19 protein-coding genes are annotated in these 23,637 nt (G+C 37.6%); 15 read left to right on the top strand and 4 right to left on the bottom strand.

The genetic code is table 11. The annotated features are described in order from the left end of the window. The first annotated feature begins 47 nt into the window (after nt 1-47). Together cysK and AACH31_RS02930 are read left to right on the top strand one after the other, a co-directional pair. Complete coding sequence (gene cysK / locus AACH31_RS02925) at nt 48-977, top strand: cysteine synthase A (RefSeq protein WP_338617868.1); 930 nt, start codon at nt 48-50, stop codon at nt 975-977. An 18-nt stretch (nt 978-995) separates the two neighbouring features. Then, complete coding sequence (locus AACH31_RS02930; protein ID WP_161831130.1) at nt 996-1,439, top strand: hypothetical protein; 444 nt, start codon at nt 996-998, stop codon at nt 1,437-1,439. A 200-nt stretch (nt 1,440-1,639) separates the two neighbouring features. On the opposite strand, the gene AACH31_RS02935 is transcribed toward AACH31_RS02930, so the two are convergent. Beyond that, a complete protein-coding gene (locus tag AACH31_RS02935; protein WP_161831129.1) occupies nt 1,640-2,065 on the bottom strand; it encodes an Hsp20/alpha crystallin family protein in 426 nt (141 codons plus the stop codon). Nucleotides 2,066-2,191: 126 nt separating this feature from the next. After that, the gene (locus tag AACH31_RS02940; RefSeq protein ID WP_161831128.1) at nt 2,192-3,298 is read right to left on the bottom strand and encodes a DEAD/DEAH box helicase; all 1,107 of its coding nucleotides are present in this window, start codon (nt 3,296-3,298) and stop codon (nt 2,192-2,194) included. A 212-nt stretch (nt 3,299-3,510) separates the two neighbouring features. Between AACH31_RS02940 and AACH31_RS02945 the strand changes: the two genes are divergently transcribed. Beyond that, nucleotides 3,511-5,274 (top strand): helicase-related protein, encoded by a 1,764-nt coding sequence (locus AACH31_RS02945; RefSeq protein WP_161831127.1) that lies wholly within the window; start codon nt 3,511-3,513, stop codon nt 5,272-5,274. A 53-nt stretch (nt 5,275-5,327) separates the two neighbouring features. Here AACH31_RS02945 and AACH31_RS02950 read toward each other — a convergent pair whose 3' ends face one another. Further along, a complete protein-coding gene (locus AACH31_RS02950; protein ID WP_161831126.1) occupies nt 5,328-5,960 on the bottom strand; it encodes a YczE/YyaS/YitT family protein in 633 nt (210 codons plus the stop codon). A 730-nt stretch (nt 5,961-6,690) separates the two neighbouring features. Here AACH31_RS02950 and pulA point away from each other — a divergent pair. The 3 genes from pulA to AACH31_RS02965 all read left to right on the top strand — a co-directional run bounded on the left by pulA (nt 6,691) and on the right by AACH31_RS02965 (nt 11,334). Beyond that, a complete protein-coding gene (gene pulA / locus AACH31_RS02955) occupies nt 6,691-8,820 on the top strand; it encodes a type I pullulanase (RefSeq protein WP_161831248.1) in 2,130 nt (709 codons plus the stop codon). A gap of 113 nt (nt 8,821-8,933) precedes the next feature. After that, on the top strand, nt 8,934-10,415 hold the full coding sequence (gene hemZ / locus AACH31_RS02960; RefSeq protein WP_262953878.1) for a coproporphyrinogen dehydrogenase HemZ: 1,482 nt from the start codon (nt 8,934-8,936) through the stop codon (nt 10,413-10,415). Further along, nucleotides 10,405-11,334, top strand: a complete 930-nt coding sequence (locus AACH31_RS02965; RefSeq protein WP_338617870.1) for a 3'-5' exoribonuclease YhaM family protein — start codon at nt 10,405-10,407, stop codon at nt 11,332-11,334. Before hemZ ends, AACH31_RS02965 begins: the two co-directional genes overlap by 11 nt. A gap of 37 nt (nt 11,335-11,371) precedes the next feature. Here the strand turns inward: AACH31_RS02965 and AACH31_RS02970 are convergent, their stop codons facing one another. After that, a complete protein-coding gene (locus AACH31_RS02970; RefSeq protein WP_262953876.1) occupies nt 11,372-12,964 on the bottom strand; it encodes a peptidylprolyl isomerase in 1,593 nt (530 codons plus the stop codon). Between the two features lie 186 nt (nt 12,965-13,150). On the opposite strand from AACH31_RS02970, the gene AACH31_RS02975 reads away from it, so the two are divergent. The 9 genes from AACH31_RS02975 to nifJ all read left to right on the top strand — a co-directional run bounded on the left by AACH31_RS02975 (nt 13,151) and on the right by nifJ (nt 23,379). Then, nucleotides 13,151-13,243 carry a YjcZ family sporulation protein gene (locus tag AACH31_RS02975; RefSeq protein ID WP_161831122.1) on the top strand — a complete coding sequence of 31 codons (93 nt, stop codon included), beginning with the start codon at nt 13,151-13,153 and terminating at the stop codon, nt 13,241-13,243. Between the two features lie 86 nt (nt 13,244-13,329). Continuing rightward, nucleotides 13,330-13,416: a YjcZ family sporulation protein gene (locus AACH31_RS11780; RefSeq protein WP_161831246.1), complete on the top strand. Its 87-nt coding sequence runs from the start codon at nt 13,330-13,332 to the stop codon at nt 13,414-13,416. A 347-nt stretch (nt 13,417-13,763) separates the two neighbouring features. Beyond that, a complete protein-coding gene (locus tag AACH31_RS02980) occupies nt 13,764-14,246 on the top strand; it encodes a complex I 24 kDa subunit family protein (protein ID WP_161832289.1) in 483 nt (160 codons plus the stop codon). A gap of 109 nt (nt 14,247-14,355) precedes the next feature. Further along, on the top strand, nt 14,356-14,700 hold the full coding sequence (locus tag AACH31_RS02985; RefSeq protein WP_161832288.1) for a hypothetical protein: 345 nt from the start codon (nt 14,356-14,358) through the stop codon (nt 14,698-14,700). A 56-nt stretch (nt 14,701-14,756) separates the two neighbouring features. Further along, nucleotides 14,757-15,302 (top strand): ATP-binding protein, encoded by a 546-nt coding sequence (locus tag AACH31_RS02990; RefSeq protein WP_262953875.1) that lies wholly within the window; start codon nt 14,757-14,759, stop codon nt 15,300-15,302. Nucleotides 15,303-15,322: 20 nt separating this feature from the next. Then, nucleotides 15,323-15,691, top strand: coding sequence for a (2Fe-2S) ferredoxin domain-containing protein (locus tag AACH31_RS02995; RefSeq protein WP_262953874.1), 369 nt, complete (start codon nt 15,323-15,325; stop codon nt 15,689-15,691). A gap of 31 nt (nt 15,692-15,722) precedes the next feature. Beyond that, nucleotides 15,723-17,543 (top strand): NADH-quinone oxidoreductase subunit NuoF, encoded by a 1,821-nt coding sequence (nuoF, locus tag AACH31_RS03000; RefSeq protein ID WP_262953873.1) that lies wholly within the window; start codon nt 15,723-15,725, stop codon nt 17,541-17,543. An 11-nt stretch (nt 17,544-17,554) separates the two neighbouring features. After that, nucleotides 17,555-19,312: an NADH-dependent [FeFe] hydrogenase, group A6 gene (locus AACH31_RS03005; protein ID WP_161832284.1), complete on the top strand. Its 1,758-nt coding sequence runs from the start codon at nt 17,555-17,557 to the stop codon at nt 19,310-19,312. Nucleotides 19,313-19,806: 494 nt separating this feature from the next. Further along, complete coding sequence (gene nifJ / locus AACH31_RS03010; RefSeq protein WP_338617873.1) at nt 19,807-23,379, top strand: pyruvate:ferredoxin (flavodoxin) oxidoreductase; 3,573 nt, start codon at nt 19,807-19,809, stop codon at nt 23,377-23,379. The last annotated feature ends 258 nt before the right edge of the window (nt 23,380-23,637 follow it).

Genomic DNA, 23,637 nt, shown 5'->3' on the forward strand with positions numbered 1-23,637 from the left:
GGAAGTTATTTTTTTATGGATGCTTAATAGATGAGGGGGCGTATCCTATGGCATATATTGCAAATCAATTGGTAGATTTAATTGGAAATACACCGTTGTTAAGGTTAAATGGGCTTGCGCATGAGGAAGGGTTGCAGGCAGATGTTGTGGTGAAGTTAGAATATTTTAATCCATTAGGAAGTATTAAAGATCGCGTGGCTTACGCTATGATTAAGGATGCTGAAACTAGGGGAATATTGACAAAGGATTCGACGATTATTGAACCAACGAGTGGGAATACAGGGATTGGGCTTGCCTTTGTGTCAGCAGTCTGTGGGTATAAACTTATATTAGTGATGCCGGAAACGATGAGTGTTGAACGACGTAATTTGTTAATGGCATTAGGCGCTCAACTTGTTTTAACGGATGGTGCTAAGGGCATGACAGGAGCAATTGATAAGGCTCAGGAATTATGTAGAAGCACACCTGGTGGTGTCACATTGGGGCAATTTGATAATCCAGCGAATCCAGCGATTCATAAGGTAACGACAGCGGTAGAAATTTGGGATGACGTTGATGGTGAGATGGATATTTTTGTCGCGGGGATTGGAACCGGAGGGACTTTGAGCGGTGTCGGAGAAGTGTTAAAAATGTATCGCAAAGATATTCAAGTGGTTGGGGTCGAACCGCTAGGGTCTGCCGTTTTATCGGGAAAAGAAGCAGGGCCACACCGAATTCAGGGAATAGGGGCTGGCTTTGTTCCCCCTGTTTTAAATACAGACATTTTGGATGAGGTGATAGCTGTATCTGATGAGGATGCCTTAACTATGATGCGTCAATTGGCACGCTTAGAGGGATTGTTAGTCGGTATTTCTTCTGGGGCAGCCGTTTTTGCCGCCTGTCAATTAGCGAAACGAGAAGAGAATCGCGGAAAGCGAATCGTTGTGATTTGCCCTGATAGTGGAGAGCGTTATTTATCAATGGGGGTTTATCATTAAAGTAAGGGGATGCGTGTTATGAAACGATTGCTAGTTGCTTTAAGCCTTGCGACAATTCCTCTTTATGGGTGTCACAATGGAAATTTAGATTCCTCAATAAATGAAGAGGAAAATTGGAAAGCTCAGGAGATTGTTGTTTTAAAGGCAGACGAATCAACGGTTGTTAAACGTTTATCTCAAGAAGTTGAAATTGTTCACTTTATTGGAAGCTTACAGTTAGATCAGTGGAAGGTTGCCACGTTACCAAAAGGATTAACGCTTCTCGGAACGTTCTCATTCAATCAGGAAGAGACGGTAAAATTCGGCCATGATGGTCTGTCATCTAAAGAAAATCATAGGTGTGATTTGTTATACTACGAGGATAGCCGGTATGTGACGTTAAAGGTCATTGGCTTTCAGATACATTTTGAAATTCCACCGCATGACGCCCGTGAGTTACAATCGTATTTCACGGATAAATAGGAATATAAAAACTTGCTAACATAAATCAATATAATTTTAGAAAAAATTTATTTTTTTATCGTTGAAAAAAGCTGATGTCAACAAACATCAGCTTTTTTTTCGGTGTCGATTACGCGCCAGGTCTTTACTTTTGAATTGATATTCCTCTGAAAAGGCTAGTGTGCAAGAATCTCTCCGATTGGTATCGAAGCCACCCTTCGTTATTTAATATCAATGGTACGACGATTGAGGACCACCGTTTCTAGTTTAGGTAAAATAATGGTGAGTGTATCGTCTTTTAACGTGGCAGTAATTTGATCAACATCGACGTCGTAAAGACTAAAAGCTTGGCTAAAGGACTGACTTTGATAAGATTGAAAAGAATCTTCCGTCGTATTTAATGATTGATGAATGGTTAAAATGAGTTGTTGGTTTTCAACATTTAATTGAATGTCTTCTCGTTTTAGATTTTTAAGTGTGAGTGTGAAGACGTATTCGTTTCCCTTATCTTCAAATGCGGTGTTATTGATTGGGGCAAGCGCCGATTGAAAAGAATTAATGACCATATTTTCAAGCTGGTCAAATAAATTAAAAAAGTTAAAAGGAGTGACAGAGTTATTATTTCTGTCAGTTGGTAAATTAGACATGTTAATAACCTCCTGTTTCAAAATTCAGACTATACAACATTAGCGTATGCGGTTGGGCGTTATTGGTGAGAGATTTTTTAAAATTAAATAAAGAAAGGAGTCTCCCATTCGGTTGACTCCTTTTGGTTATTTAAATGTTCGTCGTGGTAAGTTGCGGCGTAATTTTCGCTCAATCATGTTGAATTCTAAGTTATCCTTTGGGGCGACGAACATGCAAGTATATCCGTCTTCACCCGCGCGCCCTGTTCTCCCAATTCGATGAATATAAGTTTCTGGTGTTTCAGGGACATCGTAGTTATAAATGTGTGTGACACCAGAAATATCTAATCCACGGGATGCAACATCAGTTGCAATGAGATACTGTAAATCAGCCTCACGAAATGATTTTAAAATTCGTTCCCGTTTATTTTGGGCAATATCACTATGAATGACTTGAACATTAAATTTTTGTTTTTTCATTTTCGCAAAGAGCTCATTGGCACGTCGTTTGGTCCGCACGAAGATGATAGCTAAAAAGGGGTTATCTTCTTGGAGCGCTTGAGCCAGCCGATCAAATTTTTGTCGATCAGTCGTTTCGACGACTTCTTGGCGGATAGTATCAAGCGTCACTTTTTTAGGCTCAATGTTTACGACAACCGGAGAATAGGTATAGTAGTAAGCTAGCTTTTTAACATTAGGAGCCATTGTTGCTGAGAAACAAAGCGTTTGACGGTTACGCGGGGTCGCTCTTAAAATTTGATCTACCTCATTTTTAAATCCCATCAGTAACATTTGATCCGCCTCATCAATGACCACGGTTTTAACATGATTTAAATCAATGGTCTTTCGCTCTAAGTGGTCGAGGAGCCGTCCCGGCGTTGCGATAATTAAATGGATGTTTTTCTTTAATTTATTAAGTTGGGAACCAATGTTTCGACCGCCGTATGCGGCAAGGACATTGAGTTTTTTTGCTTTTGCCAGTTGTTCGGCTTGTTCAGTAATTTGCAAGGCTAATTCACGTGTAGGAGTAATAATTAAAGCCTCCGTTTTAGTAGATTCTGGCGAAATTCTTTCAAATAGCGGGAGTAGGAAAGCTAATGTTTTCCCGGTTCCTGTTTGGGCTTGGGCAATCACATCTTTATCAGCGATAATTAATGGAATACATTCTTGTTGAATAGCTGTTGGTGTTTTAATTCCTGATTTTTTTAGAATTTGAACGAGGGGTTCACTCATTCCTAATGATTTAAAATTCATAAATGACAGACCTTTCGTTAAATAGATTCAATTAATGATACCACAGACTGACGTAAAATACATAAAAAGATAAATAAAGACAGGATGAGATGATGCCGATTGTTCTCCTTTTTTGCTTGAAAGCACTGATATTATTTAGCCTTTGAACATATTATATAGTAGAAACCTTAAACCACAATCCATCTGATGACATAGGGTGAAAGAGGTGTCTTATGAAGAAAATACAGGGAATTGATAAAGAAATTAAAAAACTTAAGGCGCACCTTAATCAGTTAACATTAAATGATAAGACAAAATCAATGGGAGGTTTATTAAATAAGGAAAATATTTTACGTAAAAAAATGAAAATTATTCTTTATTTATTTGACCAATTAGAGGAGATGAATGAACGAAATTTGTATGAAGCTTATTTGTTACAACTTAAAGAAACATCGAAACAGATTTTGACTTTATACAATGAAGAGAATGAAACAGAATATCAATTAGAGGAAGTTATTGAAGGGTTTGAGGAAGAGTATATTCAAACAGGAGTGTTATCCATTTTACTTAGTCACTATTTACCTGAGTTAATGCATGCTCCTCACCATGCTAAATTGCCGACTCACCCTAAGGATGAATATCCGCGAGCACGTCAGATGAAACGAAAATTTTATTTGCATTTAGGAGAAACGAATACAGGGAAAACGTATCAGGCGATGAAGGCATTAGAGAAAGGAAAAAACGGCATTTATTTGGCGCCTCTTCGACTCTTAGCTCTTGAAAATTATGAGAAGATGAATCAAGATGGAGTTCCTTGTCATTTATTAACAGGTGAGGAAGAAGTGATTGTTGATGGGGCGCAACATATTAGTTGTACAATAGAAAAACTAGATTTAGAGTTAGAGTATGACGTTGCGGTTATTGATGAGGTTCAATTAATTCAAGATAGTGTTCGGGGTTCTTCGTGGACTCGTGCTATTTTAGGAATCTTAAGTCCAGAGATTCATTTGTGTGGGGCACTTAATGCAAAGTCTTTACTTATTCAGATGATAACAGAATGCGGAGATGAATACCAATGTCTTGAGTATACACGAAATGTGCCGCTACAATTTGAATCGATGCCTTATCAGCTAAATAGACCCGAAAAGGGAGATGCGCTCATTGCTTTCTCAAAGAAAAAAGTGCTTGAGTTATCAAGATATTATCAAGACCGAGGATATAAGACGAGTATTATTTACGGTGATCTTCCCCCAGAGGTTCGGCGTGTTCAATATCAGTCATTTATTGAGGGAGAAAGTGAGTTGTTAATTTCGACGGATGCAATTGGGATGGGCGTTAACTTACCAATTAGAAGGATTGTGTTCGTAAGTGTTAAGAAGTTTGATGGGGAAAAGGTTCGGGAGTTGACTTCGCAGGAGGTTAAACAAATCGCGGGACGTGCAGGGCGAAAGGGAATTTATGATATTGGGTATGTAGCAGCAATTGATGAAAATCTTTCTTTTGTTGAGGAAAAGTTGAAATGTAAAGATGAGGTGATTAATCAGGCTGTTATTGGTCCACACGAATCGATGCTTGAAATCCAAGGAATCCCACTCATTGAAAAGCTTATGATTTGGGAGGAGCATTATCGAAACTTAGAGCATTATAAGCAGATGGATATCGAGGGTTATTTATATGTCCTAGGGCAAATTAAGCGGTACAAGTTATCACAATGGGCTCAATGGAAAATTATGAAATTACCGATTAATGTAATGCAGCCAGAGTTGCTCCATTTATTGTTGATTTATATTGAGGAGTACTTTATGAATGATAATCGAGAAATTACTAAACCACGACTGCATGCCGAGGACTTAGAGGTATTAGAAACACATTATCAAGAAGTTAACCTCTATTATTCTTTTTCCAAGGCGTTCCATTTAGATTTTGATATAAATTGGGTGTACCGAGAACGTTCTAAAATCAGTAAAAAATTGAACTATCTCTTGTGGCGTCTTTAAGGCAAAAAAAAAGCAACACCGGTCATGTTGCTTTTTTCAATCGCCTGATTAAATTAGTTTGGAATGATTTGTGTGGCCTTTTTCTCAATGATTGGCAAGAAGTATTGGATACAAGGTCCAATTAAGAGTGTTGTAATAATAGTTCCTAAACCTAAAGCTCCACCTAATGTAAACCCAACAACGATACAAATAACGTCCATTGTAATACGAACCCATTTATATTGCCAGTTTGATTTATCAACAATGATAAGTGGTAATTGATCGGTTGGAGCAACACTTAAATTAGCTGATTTTAAGATTGAGAATCCAATTGAAATAACGACGCAGCTAATAGCGACAATCAATAAACGAACGATTAAAGGTAAGGCTGCAATTCCAACGTTTTCTAAAGCTAAGTTAATTAAATCGAGGAAAGGTCCTGCTGTAATAACTGCTAAAAATGTTCCGAGACGGATATATTCACGTGTGAAGATAAGCATTCCAATGAATACAGTTCCCATGACAAGGATGTTCGCTTGTCCTACTGTGATATTTAATAAATTTGATAATCCTTGCATAAAGATGGTGAACGAATCAACCCCAGTGCTTGATTTAATAAAGAAAGCAACCCCTAATTGAATGATGAAGCATCCAACTAAAAAGAAACCAATTCGAATAGCATAGTTTTTAATGTTAAATTTACTCATTTATAATCCTCCTAAAATAGTTCCCACGTTTTAGATAACACTTACAATTGTAACTGTATTCATCATACAAAAAATATGTGATGTTGTCAATTTAAATATGTTTTTTTGTCACTTTATTATGAAAGAGGTCCCATTTTTTTGAAAATATTATGGAATGATAGGTACATAATGTAATAGATAGGAAAAAGTGGATATTTATAAGAGGATGTTGTCTATTATGGAATAAAATCACGCATACTAAAGAAGTGGTAATAATTTTGTCACGTTCCTATATATAAATAAGTCCATTATCTACACTTAATTTAATAAATGAAATAAGAGAAGTGGAAGCACTTTAAGGCGGATAGCTCATCAGTCAAAATTTTTTATCTTTAAAAGAATTCTAATGTGTTGCAGTCATCGGTTTTGACTTGATCTAAATGTAACAATGAGCGCGATTTTATTAAAGGTGAAGTTTTTATTGCTTTAGATGTACTTTGTCTTTTTATTCGATTCATTCAAAAGTTAAGGTTGCTTCATGAGAGGTGGAATTTCTTTCGCTTTATACATGGGTTTAAAATTCGGTGTTATCGGAAAAATATTTTGACCACTAACTCATCGAGGACGGTCTAGATTTATTTTTGATAGATTGCTCTTGCTTCTCGTTTTAGATGAAGGGTGGAAAGATATAAGGAATTTCCGTTTATATATAGATGAAAATGAGTGTAAGGAGGGATGTTTAGTGTTAACGATGCAAGGAAGATTTTCATGCTATTTAGATGAGTATAATAAGATTACGGTACTTGTTCCTAAAAGTTACTATGGGGGAGAAATTGATCCATTTTATTTAATTGATACAGAGACCTCGGAAACTTACGAATTAAAGGTCGAAGAAAAATGTGATTTTTATAATGAGATTAAGTATATTTTGTCGATTAAAGGTTTCGTTAAAGTCGGAACTGAATATCAAGTGATTGATACTTATCAAAATACCAACTATCTATTTTTAGGATACATTGCTAGAACGGCTGAATTTGATAAACGATTTTATTATGAAGGTCAAGATCTAGGGCCTACCTATCGAAAGGAAAGGACTCAATTTAAGGTATGGGCCCCTACGGCGACGCAAGTACAGCTCATTTTATATGAAGATGATGTGACTCATTTTAGACGCATGAAAAGATGCCCTCGAGGGGTATGGGAGTTAACGATTGATCAGGATTTGGAGGGTTGTCGCTATCGCTATGAGATTGTAAATAATCTTATTCGTCAAGAGGCCATTGATCCTTATGCTATTGCCTCAACGGCCAATGCTGAGTATAGTGTGGTTGTGGATCCCTCGAAGTGTGTAAAAGTAAATCAGGCTATTCGTCCTAAATTGGAACATCCGACGGATGCCATTATTTATGAGTTAAGTATTCGTGATTTTACTATCGATCCCTCGTCACGCGTGAACCAACGTGGAAAATTTTTGGGACTTACAGAGGAAGTCGTGGACGAAAAAACTGGGCGTCGCTTTGGTCTTGCGTATCTTAAAGAACTTGGGGTAACGCATATTCAATTGCTACCTATTTTTGATTTTTCAGGTGTCGATGAGCTAAATCCTCTAGATTCCTATAATTGGGGCTATAATCCTGCACAATATAATGTTCCAGAGGGGAGTTATGCCTCAGATGTTCATAACCCGTATACTCGCATTAATGAACTTCGAACGATGATTAATTGTTTGCATGAAAATGGATTTGGGGTTATTATGGATGTGGTATATAATCATGTTTATGAACGAAGAACTTTTCCATTTGATGCGATGGTTCCTACGTATTTTTATCGTTATGATTATCAAGGGATGCCGTCCGATGGAAGTGGATGTGGGAATGATTTAGCCACTGAGCGACGAATGGTACGTAAATTTATTTTGGATTCTATTAAGTTTTGGACAAAAGAATATGGCGTGGATGGATTCCGATTTGATTTGATGGGGATTCTCGATGTGGATACGATGAATGAAATTAGTCAATTTTGTGAGGAATATGACCCAAGTATTTTATTATACGGTGAAGGTTGGGATATGAATACCCCGTTACCACAAGCCCAAAAGGCGGCAAAGTTTAATGCTTATAAATTACCTCGTATTGCTCATTTTAATGATGCTTTTCGCGATACGATTAAGGGACATACGTTTAATCATCAGGATCGAGGGTTAGCACTAGGGAATTTTGGTTCTGCTAACTATGGAAAACGATTGCTATCAGGAAGTTCGGGTTTAAATGAAGATATGTTTTATCAACCGACCCAAAGTATTAATTATATCGAATGTCACGACAATCATACGCTTTGGGATCGAATGAAACTATCAAATAGTGATGAAGATAGTCTAACCTGGCAAAAACGACAGATATTAGCAACTGCAATGGTCATTTTAGCACAAGGAATTCCATTTATTCATTGTGGGCAAGAATTTTTTAGAAGTAAGCAAGGGGTTGAAAATAGTTATAATTCACCCGATTCAATTAATGCTATTCGATGGGATGAAGCGTATCAGCATGAAAAAAGTATGAATTTAGTTAAAGGGTACATTAAAATTCGTCGGGCACATCGTGCCTTCCGTTTACATAACGCCTATCTTGTAAAAAAACATCTGTCTATTTTTCAACATCATAATTCTGTGATAGAATATAATTTGAGAAATGTGAAGGATTACGGATGTTGGAACGACATTCGGGTATTCTTTAACACTCAAAATTATGAAGTGAATATACCTATCATTACTTCTGATTTTACGTTGATTGCTGATGAAAATCAAAGTGGGATTACTCCCATTAAATTACTAACAGGTGATTTGAAAATGCCGCCTTTAAGTGTGATGATTCTTGTAAAATAATGCAGCTTTTAAAAGGTAAGACATTGAGATGATGATAGGGCTTAAGTCAAAATAGATAGTGAAAAATCCTTAGCACTGCTAAGGATTTTTTATTCAGAAATGGAGTGCAAATCATGACGGATATTGTCCATATTAAAGTAGAGGGAATCGAAGATGAACTTATTTTGAGCGCTATGCAAGTACTGAATCAGACGTTTTATGAAACGTCGTCCATTAATCAATCATCGGCTCCAAATCTAACGTTTAAGTTTTCTGAGCGGATGGAGAATGATCGTCTCCTTGTGCAGGGGGAGTTAAATGGCAAGGTACAATCGCTTGAAAGAAAAGTCGTTTTAAAACAGGAAACTAAGATTCGTAAATATGCGTATCTAGCGGTGTATTTACTTTTATTACAACAACATACAGGAAAAGTTCAATCATGGGGATTGTTAAATGGGATGCGTCCTACGAAGCTTGTTCATGGGATGAAAAAACGAAACTATAGCGATACTGAAATTAAGGAGTATATGCAAGAGGAGTATTTAGTGTCTGATGAGAAGATTGATTTGTTACTAGAAGTGGCTAATCATCAATTAAAGGTTATTCCTGACTTACACACCATCCATGAAGAAGTTAGTATTTATATTGGGATTCCATTTTGCCCAACACGTTGTGCGTATTGTACGTTTGCCGCGTATGCTTATGAACCGTTTAAAAAATGGGTTGAACCGTTTTTAGATGCCTTACTAGAGGAAATTAAAATAGTTGGGTCCTTTGTTAAAGAAAGAGGCATTAAAATTACCTCTATTTACTTCGGTGGGGGAACAGCCACCACCTTAACGAAGGAACAGTTCGAAATGTTACTCCTCACGGTTTATCAAAATTTAGCTAGTGCAGCAGAGGTGCGCGAAATTACGGTGGAAGCGGGACGGCCAGATACGATTACACCAGAGAAGTTAGCGTTATTAAAGCAGTATGGAATTCACCGAATTAGCATTAATCCGCAATCATTTCATCAGCGAACGTTAGATGAAATTGGCCGTCATCATACGGTTGAGGATGTCATTGAAAAATATGAGATGGCAAAGCAATATGGGTTTGATAATGTGAACATGGACCTTATTGTGGGACTTCCAAACGAAGGATGTGAAGAGCTTGCCTATAGTTTAAGGGAAATAGAGCGGTTACAACCTGAATCGTTAACGGTTCATATGCTTGCCTTTAAACGACGTTCGAAAATAACGAAAAATCGTGGACTTTATACGACTGCTTCAAAAGAAGAGTTACAACGCATGGGTCAAATGACGTATGATTTTGCGAAAGAAAATCACTATATTCCGTATTATTTATACCGACAAAAAAATATTTCAGGTAACATGGAGAATATCGGATATTCTAAGGTTGGACAAGAGAGTATTTATAATATTTTAATTATGGAAGAAGCACAAAATATTTTAGGATTAGGTGTTGGTGCATCAAGTAAATATTTAATTGGGACTTCTGTTCATAATCCAAAAGATTTAAAAACATATATTGATTCTTATCAAACGTATGCCGATAAGAAGATTGAGACACTCATTGAAAGTTTGGAGATAGGTGATACACATGCAAATTAAAGATTTAAAAGCAAAAGAGGATACAACATTAACTGTTATGATTAAGTCTGTTCAGTCGCTAAGAACGGCTGCACAAAAACCGTATTTAAAATTTGAATTTGTAGATAAGAGTGGTTCGATTTTTGCGAATAAGTGGAGTGTGAAACCGAGTGAGTTAGAAGCTTTTTCGGCAGGACAAATTGTGACGGTCAAAGGATTGGTTCAACTTTATAATGCTCAAAAGCAGTGGAATATTGAATCCATTTCTGTGGTAGAGGGGGATGTCGATCCCGCTGATTACGTCGAATCTTCTTCAATGACAGTTGAGTCATTAAAGGAATATATGGGGCAGTTTATGGGGCAAATGCAAGAGGGATATTATAAGGAGATTCTTCAATACTTCTTAGACAAATATGAACAAGAATTTTATGTGCATCCGGCAGCCAGCCGAATGCATCATGCCTTTCGCTCAGGACTAGCTCAACATGTTTTTGAAATGTTGAAAATGGGAGAAGCTTATTGTGAGCTTTATCCGATTGTAAATCGTGACTTGCTCTATGCTGGAATTATTTTGCATGACCTTGGAAAATTATTTGAGATGAGCTATGAAAAGTGTGTTAAGACGGAGTATACGCTTGAGGGGTTAATGGTTGGACATATTAATATGATGGTTTCAATGATTGACGAAGCTTCTCGTGAGTTAGGCTATCAAGGGGAAGAGGTATTGTTTTTAAAGCATATGGTTATTGCTCATCACGGGAAATTAGAATGGGGTTCACCTAAGGAACCTATGATTATTGAAGCTGAATTACTACATTATTTAGATGTTGTCTCTGCTAAGATGACGGCAGCGACGATGGCGCTTCAGCACTGTGCCGCTGGAGAAATGAGTGATCGTATTCCGATGTTAGATAACCGAAGATTTTATCACCATAAATAAAAAAATGACTGGTCGTTTTAGACCAGTCATTTTTTTATTATTCAGCTGTATCTCCTGTTTCTTGATTGTTTTCCTCAGCAGGTTGATTTTCATTTGATTGTGTTTGACGGGCAGCCTCTTCATCGGCAGCTTGTTTTTCGATGTTCGCTACAATTGTTTCATAACGTTTTTGTAATGTCTCATCGGTAAATTTAAAGTTAGCCTCTGAGCGGAATTTAATTAATAATGTCTCTAAACGTAATTGAGTATATTGTTGTTGGCGTGCTAATGACTCAAGTTCTTCTTTCGCATCTTCGAAAGATTTTACTTCAGTTTTTTCTTCAGCTTCTTTATCTGTTGATTCTGATTTTTCAGCTTTATCGGCTTGTGCTTTTTCACCGTATTTTTCATCATATAATTGTTGAAGCATTTCATCTGTAATCGGGTAAGCCTCGGCTAAGGCTGCATCTTGCAATTGAGCGAGTTTGAAATATTCATAAATTTCATCGTCGTTATTTAATCCGTTTTGCGCCATTGCTGTATAATAATTTGTTCCGTAAGCAACTTTAAATTGATCAATTAATTCTTTAATGGCTTTTTTGTCAACTGGATATTTCTTTTCTAATAATTTACCGTCAATTAATGAAATTCCATCAGATAATCCGTAAGCTGGAACTAATTCATTGTATAATTGCTCAACCGTATATTCATGGTCTTTAATTTTAGCAACGACTGAATTACTAGTTTCATTTGATTTTTTATATGTTTTTGAATAATCAGTATATTGCTCTTCTAAGAAGTCGTTCATTAAGACAAATCCTGCTTCTTCACGTTTTTCCGCAAGGGCAGCAACGAACGCTTCATCTGATAATTTTTTCTCACGAAGTTTTTCAGTTAATTCCTCTTTTACTTCTTCAAATGGTTTTTTCTCACCTTCAGAGTATTTATAAATGACGTGATATCCAAATTGTGTTTTAACTGGCTCTGTTGTATACGTTCCAACCTCAAGAGCGTAAGCAGCATCTTCGAAATCACTAATCATGGCACCTTGACCGAATGTTCCAAGATCTCCACCTTTATCTTTTGTTCCATCCGTTCCATATTCTTTTGCTAACTCTTGGAAAGTAGCTTCTTTATCTTCTGCTTCATCTAATTTTTTAATAATTTCTTTTGCTGTCTTTTCATCAGCCACTAAAATATGGCGAGCTCCAATTTCGTAAGCTCTCTCATATGCTTTTTCAAGTTCTTCATCCGTTACGACTGAAATTTCATCCGCTACTTTTTGGCGATATAAATTTAATTCGATATATTGGCGAAGTTCCGCTTCATCCTTAAATCCTTGAGCAGTTAAAAATTCCTCAAAATTAGCATTTTTTTCTTTATATTGAGCGATGATTTTATCGACTTCCGCTTCATCAATTTCATATTGTTGAGATAAAACATCGAAATCAACTAAGTCTAATAGTGCACCTAATCCCGCTTTGGTTACCATTTTATCAAATACTTGTTGTTTTGTAATATCACCGACATCAGAGGTAATAAATTTTTCATTTCCATTTGGGACACTCATCCCAATTTCGTTTTTATTTGAACAGGCACCGAGAAATAATGTTGTAACAACGGCCGCTGTTGCTAGGAAGTACTTTTTCATTGTGTTCACATCCTCTATTTTGTTTAATTTAACGTTTTTAATCATATCATTTTTCAAATTTTGGAACAATATTTTTTTGGTAGGTTTTTGTGGAATTTGAGTAAAAACATAAACCAAATTGCGAAAAATTCATAGGATATATTAGCTCAGGAAACTGAGTGGAAAGGTTGGAAAGGAGTTGAGATTATGTTCGGAAATGGTTGTGCATTTATCTTAGTTTTATTTATCTTATTAGTTATTATTGGATGCGGATGTGGATGCGGATTCGGTATGTGCTAATCGAAGTAAAATGAGATCCAAGTAATCTTAAGCTCAATTGGGAGCCTATATCTAAATTATGATTAAATTTTAAGGAGAGATTTATTATGTGTGGAAATAACTGTGCATTTATTTTAGTTTTATTTATTTTATTAGTGATCATCAGCTGCTGCTGTGGTAGAATGGTTTGCTAATTAGTAAATAATTTATAGTGATAAAAAGTGAATGGTATCCGCTATTATGTGGGGAAAAGGACCGTAAGGTCCTTTTTATTATGCAAAAATAAGCCTAGGATAGTTTAGAATAGCTATTTCCTTATTATAAGGATAAGAGATAGAGAAGGGATCTTTAATCTCATTCACATGGGTTTGTTAGAAAGTCTTTTTAAATGTCTAAATTGTACTCAAGAGACATATAGTTTATTAGGTGTCAAAAAGAGATTAAATCAGAGGCGATTTATTTGATTTAAGTTTTTTTCAAGTAGATAAACACCGACTTTTTGGTCATCTCTTTGATTCTTAATTATTAAGGAGGAGGTCTCATGAGACAATCAAGTTTAACGCCAGAAAATTATGAAAAGTTGTCACTTTTTATCGAGGCGCATTCGAAAGAGACGGATGGCTTAATGCCGATTTTACATGAAGCACAAAATATTTTTGGGTATATTCCACTTGAGGTTCAAAAATTTATCTCAAGTCGGACGGGAATCTCGGTAGCTAGAATTCATGGAGTCGTTACGTTCTATTCCCAATTTTCAACAACTCCTAAAGGTGAGCATGTGGTCGGGGTTTGCTTAGGAACGGCTTGTTATGTCAAAGGTTCGCAGGCGATTTTAGATAAAATAAAGGCAGAGCTTGGAATTGAACCTGACCAGACAACGGCTGATGGAAAATTTTCATTAGTAGCCACACGTTGTATTGGGGCCTGTGGGTTAGCCCCTGTTATGACGGTAGATGATGAGGTTTATGGAAAGGTGACATTGAAACAAATTGATGACATCTTTAAAAAGTATAACGATGAATGAATCTATCCCATTTTTGTAAGGGGCGAATGAAGCGACAGGGTCGGTTTGAGCCTACCCTCGATGCTTAGAAAATTTGCTTAAATGGGTAAGAATAAAAGGAATGATAGCTGTGAATAGGAGTCCAACTTTTAAATGTTTCCCTATTTATGCGTTAAGTCCCGGGATAGACGATCAACTTCAACAGGTTCATGACCTATATGTAGGTGATTTATTGAGTCACGTGTTAAAGCAGGCTAAACCTCATCAAGTATGGTTAACGGTTCAGAGTCATCCAACGATTGTTGCGGTTGCAAGTTTAAAAAATTTAAGGGCAATTATTGTGGTAGACGGAGTGGAGGTACCGGCAGAAACGATAGAGGCTGCTAGTCAAAATGGAGTTCATTTATTTTCTTCTCCCTTGAGCGCTGTCGAACTTATCAAGTTATTTACATTGAGGGATAGCCAGAGGTATTGAAATGAGATAGTGCGTCTGGTGATTGAGGACAACGATGATGTGGGGGAGGAAAAGAGATGCGGGACTTATCAATGTCTATTTTAGACCTGGCAATGAATTCAATTCGGGCGCATGCAACGGTGATTGAAATTAAGGTCGCGGAAACATTAGAGTGGAACGAACTTGAACTTGAAATTAAGGATAATGGGGTTGGAATGTCGTCACAGGTGTGCAAGGAAGCAACTTATCCTTTTTTTACAACGAAGAGTAATCATAGAGTAGGATTAGGGATTCCGTTACTGATTGAGCGGGCTAAACAGTGTGAAGGAAATGTTCTTATTCAGTCTAGGGAAGGAATTGGAACGAGTGTACGCGCTAAAATGAAGCTCAATCATCTGGATCGTCCACCCTTTGGAAATATCCATCAGACGTTGTATACCATTATTCAGATAGCCCCCACGGTTAATCTGATTTATATGCATCAAAAGGGATCATTGAATTATCAATTTGAGACGCTAAGCGTCAGAGAAGTTGTGGGTGAGGAATTAATGAATCATCCGAATACAATAGCGTGGGTGAAGCGGGAAATTGAGACAAATGATTTTTCATTTACATCCTATTGAGATGAGGGGAGTGATTGGTTGTGAAAACATTAGAGGAGTTGGAGCAAATTCGTAAGCGCACATTAGATGATTTGCATTTAAGACGTCTTGATCAGGCACCGGTCAAAGTAGTGGTTGGTATGGGGACATGTGGTATTGCCTCAGGTGCGAGAGAAGTTTTAAAAGCGTTTGTACACGAGGTGAATCAACAGGGCTTAATGAATGTAATGATCACTCAATCGGGGGAATTTGAAGTGTGCGGAAATGAACCGGTCGTGGAGATTTTTGATCATTTAGGGAAAACAACGTATCTTCAGATGAATGGGGAGAAAGCAAAACACGTTGTCCTAGAACATTTAATGAACGGAAAGGTCGTATCTGAGTTTACGGAAGATAGCACTTCTATTTAGATGTTTTTTGTAAATAAGAGGGGGGAACTTCATGTCAGAATATCGTGCGCATGTTTTGATTTGTGGAGGAACGGGTTGTACGTCTTCACGATCAAAAGAGATTAAACAAGCATTAGAGGAAAAATTAGAAGAGCTCGGACTTGACGAGGAAGTCAAAGTGACGATGACGGGGTGCTTTGGCTTATGTGAAGCGGGACCGATTATGATTGTCTATCCAGAAGGTGTTTTTTATTCTAAGGTAAAGGTAAGCGATGTAGATAAGATTGCAACGGAGCACTTATTAAAAGGACGAATTGTTAAAGAGTTACTTTATAAGGAAGCATTAGTTGATGGTGAGGTTAAATCCGTCAATGAAGTCGAGTTTTATGCAAAACAAACCCGATTAGCTTTAAGAAATTGTGGGAAAATTAACCCTGAAAATATTGATGAGTACATTGCTTACGATGGATATAAGGCATTAGCCAAGGCATTAACTGAAATGACACCTGAGGAAATTATTGATCAAATTAAAACATCAGGTTTACGCGGTCGTGGGGGTGGAGGATTTCCAACCGGATTGAAGTGGGAGTTTACCTATAAGGCAAAAGGAGATCAAAAATATGTGGCTTGTAATGCCGATGAAGGTGACCCAGGAGCCTTTATGGATCGCTCTATTTTAGAGGGAGATCCGCATGCCGTTTTGGAGGCTATGGCTATTGCAGGATATGCCGTAGGTGCTAATACGGGGTATATTTATGTTAGAGCAGAGTACCCTATTGCGGTTAAACGATTGCAGATTGCCATTGAACAAGCCCATGAATACGGAATGCTAGGGGAAAATATTTTTAATACAGGTTTTAATTTTGATATTGAATTACGTTTAGGTGCAGGGGCATTTGTTTGTGGTGAAGAAACAGCTCTTATCGAATCGATTGAAGGAAAGCGGGGAATGCCGCGTCCACGTCCACCTTTTCCAGCGGTTAAAGGGGTATGGGGAAAACCAACATTATTGAATAATGTTGAGACGTATGCGAATGTGTCGCAAATTATTTTAAATGGGGGCGAATGGTTTTCAAGTATTGGAACTGAACGCTCGAAGGGAACAAAAGTATTTGCATTAGGTGGAAAAATTAATAATACGGGACTTGTTGAGATTCCAATGGGAACGACTCTTCGCGAGGTTGTTTACGATATTGGGGGTGGAATTCCGAACGGGAAAAAATTTAAAGCTGCCCAAACAGGAGGACCATCGGGAGGATGTTTAACTGAGGAATATTTAGATACGGCCATCGATTTTGATAATTTAGTTTCACTGGGTTCAATGATGGGATCTGGGGGATTAATCGTTATGGATGAAGATAACTGCATGGTTGATATCGCCCATTTTTATTTAGATTTTACATGCGATGAATCGTGCGGTAAGTGTACGCCTTGCCGTGAAGGAACGAAACGTATGAAAGAAATTCTAAAAAAAATCACGGAGGGAAAAGGTGAACTTAAAGATTTGGATGAGCTCGAACACTTAGCAAAATATATTAAGGAAAATTCGCTATGTGGTTTAGGTCAATCTGCTCCGAATCCTGTATTGTCAACATTACGCCATTTTAAAGAGGAATATTTAGCGCACGTTGTTGATAAACGTTGTCCGGCAGGAGTTTGTTCAAATTTATTAGAGTATTATATCACTGAGAAATGCATCGGTTGTGGTTCATGTGCGAGATCTTGTCCAGTGCACTGCATTCAACCTATTGGGGAAGTTGTGAATGCTAAAACAGGACGTCGTCGCCATGTGATTGACCCAGAGGCGTGTATTAAATGTGGTTCTTGTATGGCCCACTGTCCGACTAAAATTAGTGCAATTATTAAACGATAGGGGGAGGAAAGATGGGAGTCGTTCATATTACTTTAAATGGAATGCCGTATACGGTTCCTGATACGTATACGATTTTAGAGGCTGCACGCGAGGCAGGGATTAAAATCCCAACCCTTTGTTTTTTGAAAGATTTAAATGAAACAGGTGCTTGTCGAGTGTGCGTTGTTGAAGTGAAAGGCGCTCGTTCGCTCGTAACGGCATGTAATATGAAAGTGAGCGAGGGAATGGAAATTAAAACACATTCAAAACGTGTGTTAGACGCCAGAAAAATGACCGTCGAACTTTTACTTGCTAATCACCGTGTCGAATGTACGACATGTGAACGTAATCATGACTGTGAGTTGAAACAATTGTCTAATGATTTAAATTGTGATACCCATCGGTTTAGTGGGGAATGCCGAGTTCCATTTTATCGGGATGATTCATATTCCATTGTGAGAGATACATCGAAATGTATTTTATGCGGTCGTTGTGTTGCCGCCTGTCGTGAAAAAGCAGGGACAGAAGTGTTAGCCTTTAACCAACGAGGCTTTCAAACGTACATTGGACCAGCCTTTGAGATGAGTATGGATCAAGCAGGGTGTATTCATTGTGGACAATGTATTAATGTTTGTCCAACAGCAGCTCTGTCAGAACATTCAACAATTGATGAGGTCATTCAAGCGATTGATGATCCAGATAAAGTGGTTGTCTTTCAAGTGGCACCTGCCGTCCGTGCTGCTTTAGGTGAAGAGTTTGGCTTACCAATTGGAACTCACGTTGGGGGAAAAATTGCGGCAGCCCTTCGTCGAATTGGCGGCCCAACAGCGAAAGTTTTTGATACTAACTTTAGTGCAGATTTAACCATAATGGAAGAGGCCTATGAATTATTAGATCGTGTTAAAAATAACGGTGTCTTACCCATGATTACTTCATGTTCACCGGGATGGATTCGATTAGCTGAGCAATATCGACCTGAAATTTTACCGCATCTTTCTTCATGCAAGTCACCCCAACAAATGTTTGGTGCGATTTTAAAATCTTATTGGGCGGAAAAAAATCAAGTAGACCCAGCTAACATCTATTGTGTTTCGGTAATGCCATGCATTGCTAAAAAAGGAGAGTTAGAACGAGAAGAGATGAAGACAAACGGCTTGCAGGATGTAGATGCTTCTATCACAACACGTGAACTTGCACGAATGATTCGAATGTACGGTCTTGACTTTGTTCATTTACCTGATGAGGCTTTTGATCAACCTTTAAGTGAATACAGCGGGGCTGGAACCATTTTTGGGGTAACCGGAGGTGTGATGGAGGCCGCCTTAAGAACAGCGGCAGATGTCTTATCTGGACAAAGCCTAGAAGAAATTACTTATCATTCAGTGCGTGGGGTTGATGATTTAAAAGAGGCAACTTTAACGGTGGGGGATTTAACATTGAATGTTGCGGTCGTTCATGGTGGAAAGCATGCCTTAGAACTGGTGGATCAAATTTTAAAAGGTCAAAAACAGTATCACTTTGTAGAAATTATGGGATGTAGTGGTGGATGTGTAGCTGGTGGTGGTCAACCCCATGTACCAGCGTCGCTTTACAATGCAGGAGTCGATGTGAGAAGTAAACGGGCTCAGGCACTTTATAGTGATGATGAGCGACAACATATCCGAAAATCTCATGAAAATCCAGTTATTTCAGCTTTATATCAGGAATATTTAGGCGAACCTAATAGCCATAAGGCACATGAACTCTTACATACAACGTATGTCAAGAGAGATATTTATTCTCAAGACTAGGGAGAGGTTAAAAGAGGGGATTCTACTGAAAGTGAAGGCCGTTATCTTTTCATGAATGGGACCTAGCGTTTGAGTAGGATCCATCGTGTTATAAAAAATCCATTTATGAGCAATAATCTTGGGGTGTGACCGAGTGAAACTTACGAGGGCTCATGGTAAAACTAATGAGTCCTGTAAGTTTTTTTACGAGGTAAAAAAATAATCGTTATAATGTTTTTTAAAAATAAAAGCAAATAACTTTGATAGTTGATAAATGTTAGGTATACTAAGAAAGTAAAGATGAAAAAACGTTCCTTTTATCGAATTAAATCGTTATTTAAGCGAAGGGTAAGAATGGGTTCGATAAGGGGAAAATAAAGGTTTACACCATTAATTGATTATGATGTTAAAAAATGTTAGAATCATAATGGAAGCATTTTACTATCATTGTTTTGAAGAGTTAAGTATAGTATAATGGACATATTTCTAGTTATGAATGAGGGAGGTTAAGTTTTATGTCTAAAGTGTTCCAATCAATGGACGGATGCCAAGCAGCGGCTTATGTTTCGTATGCATTTACAGAGGTCGCAGGAATTTATCCAATTACGCCGTCAACACCTATGGCGGAGTATACAGATTTATGGGCATCACAAGGTAAGAAAAATTTATTTGGAGCTCCAGTGAAATTAGTGGAGATGCAATCAGAAGCGGGGGCAGCTGGAACAGTCCATGGATCGTTACAAGCAGGTGCATTAACAACGACTTATACAGCATCACAAGGGTTATTATTAAAAGTTCCAAACATGTATAAAATTGCGGGTGAATTATTACCTGGAGTTATTCACGTATCGGCTCGTGCGATCGCGGCTCAATCATTATCAATCTTTGGGGATCATCAAGATATTTATGCTGCTCGTCAAACAGGATTTGCTATGTTATCGACAAGTTCTGTTCAAGAGGTGATGGACCTAGGAGGAATTGCTCACTTAGCAGCGATTAAATCAAGTGTTCCATTCTTACATTTCTTTGATGGATTCCGTACATCACATGAAATTCAAAAAATCGAAGTGATGGACTATGCAGAGTTAGGAAAATTATTAGATTATGATAAAGTACGTGAATTCCGCGCTCGTGCGATTAACCCAAATCACCCAGTGACAAAAGGTTCAGCACAAAATGACGATGTTTACTTCCAAACACGCGAAGTTCAAAATAAATATTACGATGCAGTACCAGCCATCGTTGCAGATTATATGGAGAAAATTAGCGAAATTACAGGTCGCGAGTATAAACCATTTATGTATTATGGGGCAGAAGATGCGACTGAAATTATCGTAGCCATGGGATCAATCACAGAAACGATTAAAGAAACAGTTGATTATTTAATTAAAAATGAAGGACGCAAAGTCGGGGTTATTACCGTTCATTTATACCGTCCATTTAGTTCAGAATACTTTTTCAATGTATTACCAAAAACGGTAGAACGTATTGCGGTTTTAGACCGTACGAAAGAACCAGGGGCAACAAGTGAGCCATTATGTTTAGATATCCGTTCAATTTTCCATGGCCGTGAAAATGCTCCAAAAATTGTAGGAGGTCGTTTCGGATTATCTTCTAAAGATACAACACCTTCACATATTGTTGCAATCTATGATAATCTATCAGGTGAAATGAAAGATGACTTCACGGTAGGTATTATTGATGATGTGACGTTTAAATCATTACCAGTTAAAGAAGAAATCATGGTTTTAAATGATGATGTAACCGAAGCGTTATTCTTTGGATTAGGATCAGATGGAACAATTGGTGCTAATAAAAATACAATTAAAATCATTGGAGAAAATACGGATTTATATGCGCAAGCATATTTCGCCTATGATTCTAAGAAATCAGGTGGATTAACACGCTCTAACTTACGTTTTGGAAAAGATGTTATCCGTGCGCCTTATTTAGTTTCTACACCAAGCTTCGTTTCATGTTCAATGGATACATACATTGGAAAATATGATATGATTAGCGGATTACGCCAAGGTGGAACGTTCTTATTAAATACGGTTCATTCAGCAGAAGAGATTGTAGAACACATGCCAAATAGCTTTAAAAAGTTATTAGCACAAAAAGAGGCGAAATTCTATATTATTGATGCCGTGACATTAGCTAAAGAAATTGGATTAGGACGTCGTACAAATACGATTATGCAATCTGCTTTCTTTAAATTAAATGAACAAATTATGCCTTACGCTCGTGCGCAAGAATTAATGAAAAAGTATGTAGAAAAATTATATTCACGTAAAGGTGAGGCTATTATTGCGATGAACTTTGCTGCGATTGATAAAGGGGCAGAGGGATTAGTAGAAGTTACAGTTGATCCTGCATGGGTGAACTTAGCCGACGAAGAGGTAAAAGTTTCTGAAGGACGCCCTCATTTCGTAGAAACAATTGCTGATGTGATTAACCATAGTAAAGGAGATACTTTACCTGTTTCAGCATTTGTTGATTATGCGGATGGAACAATGCCAAATGGAACAGCGGCCTATGAAAAACGTGGAATTGCAAACTTTGTTCCAAAATGGATTGAGGAAAACTGTATCCAATGTAACCAATGTGCTTACGTATGTCCTCATGCGGTTATTCGTCCATTCTTAGTGACTGAGGCTGAAAAGGCGCAAGCGCCAGAAGGAACACGTACATTAAAAGCAATTGGTAAAGGATTAGATGGTTTAGAGTACTGTATTCAAGTTTCAACATTAGACTGTACAGGATGTGAAGTATGTGCCCACATCTGTCCAGGTAAAAAAGGAAATAAAGCATTAGTTATGGTTCCAATTGGTGAAGAGTTAGAAGCAGGGCAAGCTGCTCGTGCGGATTACTTCTTCAACGAAGTGTCTTATAAAGATGATTTATTACCGAAAACAACGGTTAAAGGTTCTCAATTTGCTCAACCATTATTCGAATTCTCAGGAGCATGTGCAGGATGTGGAGAAACGCCATACATTAGTTTATTAACGCGTTTATTTGGTGATCGTATGACTATCGCCAATGCAACAGGATGTTCATCAATCTACGGTGCATCATTCCCTGCAACACCTTATACAACAAACGCTGAAGGGAAAGGTCCTGCATGGGCGAACTCATTATTCGAAGATAATGCAGAGTTTGGATTCGGTATGCACATTGCAGCAGAAACATTACGTAACCGTATCGGATTATTAATGGAAGAAAATATCGAAAAAGTTGATGCTGAATTAGCGGGATTATTTACGAAATGGTTAGATAACCGTAATAGTGGAGAAGTAACAAAAGCATTAGCTCCTCAATTAGAGGTTGCAATTGCAAACTCTTCGAATCAAGAGGTTCAAGAAATTTTAGATTTAAAAGATTACTTAGTTAAACAATCGAACTGGATTATTGGTGGAGATGGATGGGCTTATGACATCGGTTATGGTGGATTAGACCACGTTATCGCTAATAATGAAGATGTTAATATTTTAGTTTTAGATACAGAGGTTTACTCGAATACAGGTGGTCAGTCATCTAAGTCATCGCGTGCCGCTTCAATCGCTAAATTTACAGCGTCAGGTAAAGGTGGTAAGAAAAAAGACTTAGCTGCCATTGCGATGTCATATGGACACGTTTATGTTGCCCAAGTTTCTCACGGTGCAAATCAAGCACAGGTAATCAAAGCAATGATGGAAGCTGAAAAACATCAAGGTCCATCAATTGTTATCGCTTATTCACCATGTATCGCACACGGGATTAAAGGCGGTTTAGCAAACTCAATGAGCCAAGCAAAATTAGCTACTGAATGTGGCTATTGGCCAACATATCGTTTCAATCCTGAGTTATTAGAGGCTGGGAAAAATCCATTACAATTGGATTCAAAAGCTCCAAATTGGGATAAATACCGTGACTTCTTAATAAGTGAAGCTCGTTATGCTCAGGTGACAAAAATTAATCCAGATCATGCAGAGGAGTTGTTAGAGGCTAATCGTAAAGATGCACAACGTCGATTCCGCCAATTACAACGTATGGCTGCTTTAGACTTCTCAGATGAGGTTGAAGTAGAAGAAACAGTAACTGAAGAATAATTTCATAAATACGTACTCACACATCAAAAATGTCTAACGTAGGGGAACCCCTCGCGTTAGACATTTTTTTATTGGTTAAATTAACGGATTTAGTCAGTCTAGTGGGGTTTTCTCTCCACTCATTAAAAGACAAAAAAGAACATCTAAGGGTCATAAAAGAAATAAAAATGTCGAGAAAACGTTTTCTTGGTAGGTGATGTGTAACGGGTTACGATAAAACAGAATAATTATGAGGTATGTGACAAAAGACGATAAAAA

It is taken from the genome of Turicibacter faecis (genome assembly GCF_037076425.1).
GTDB classification, from domain to species: domain Bacteria; phylum Bacillota_I; class Bacilli_A; order MOL361; family Turicibacteraceae; genus Turicibacter; species Turicibacter faecis.

Bases quoted from the DNA above. Each gene is read 5' to 3' on its own strand.
- AACH31_RS02965 (WP_338617870.1), top strand. From the start codon at position 10,405: ATGCAAATTAAAGATTTAAAAGCAAAAGAGGATACAACATTAACTGTT.
- AACH31_RS02970 (WP_262953876.1), bottom strand. From the start codon at position 12,964: ATGAAAAAGTACTTCCTAGCAACAGCGGCCGTTGTTACAACATTATTT.
- AACH31_RS02975 (WP_161831122.1), top strand. From the start codon at position 13,151: ATGTTCGGAAATGGTTGTGCATTTATCTTAGTTTTATTTATCTTATTA.
- cysK (WP_338617868.1), top strand. From the start codon at position 48: ATGGCATATATTGCAAATCAATTGGTAGATTTAATTGGAAATACACCG.
- AACH31_RS02990 (WP_262953875.1), top strand. From the start codon at position 14,757: ATGCGGGACTTATCAATGTCTATTTTAGACCTGGCAATGAATTCAATT.
- AACH31_RS02945 (WP_161831127.1), top strand. From the start codon at position 3,511: ATGAAGAAAATACAGGGAATTGATAAAGAAATTAAAAAACTTAAGGCG.
- AACH31_RS02940 (WP_161831128.1), bottom strand. From the start codon at position 3,298: ATGAATTTTAAATCATTAGGAATGAGTGAACCCCTCGTTCAAATTCTA.
- AACH31_RS11780 (WP_161831246.1), top strand. From the start codon at position 13,330: ATGTGTGGAAATAACTGTGCATTTATTTTAGTTTTATTTATTTTATTA.
- AACH31_RS02935 (WP_161831129.1), bottom strand. From the start codon at position 2,065: ATGTCTAATTTACCAACTGACAGAAATAATAACTCTGTCACTCCTTTT.
- AACH31_RS02980 (WP_161832289.1), top strand. From the start codon at position 13,764: ATGAGACAATCAAGTTTAACGCCAGAAAATTATGAAAAGTTGTCACTT.
- AACH31_RS02930 (WP_161831130.1), top strand. From the start codon at position 996: ATGAAACGATTGCTAGTTGCTTTAAGCCTTGCGACAATTCCTCTTTAT.
- nuoF (WP_262953873.1), top strand. From the start codon at position 15,723: ATGTCAGAATATCGTGCGCATGTTTTGATTTGTGGAGGAACGGGTTGT.
- pulA (WP_161831248.1), top strand. From the start codon at position 6,691: ATGCAAGGAAGATTTTCATGCTATTTAGATGAGTATAATAAGATTACG.
- AACH31_RS03005 (WP_161832284.1), top strand. From the start codon at position 17,555: ATGGGAGTCGTTCATATTACTTTAAATGGAATGCCGTATACGGTTCCT.
- hemZ (WP_262953878.1), top strand. From the start codon at position 8,934: ATGACGGATATTGTCCATATTAAAGTAGAGGGAATCGAAGATGAACTT.
- nifJ (WP_338617873.1), top strand. From the start codon at position 19,807: ATGTCTAAAGTGTTCCAATCAATGGACGGATGCCAAGCAGCGGCTTAT.
- AACH31_RS02950 (WP_161831126.1), bottom strand. From the start codon at position 5,960: ATGAGTAAATTTAACATTAAAAACTATGCTATTCGAATTGGTTTCTTT.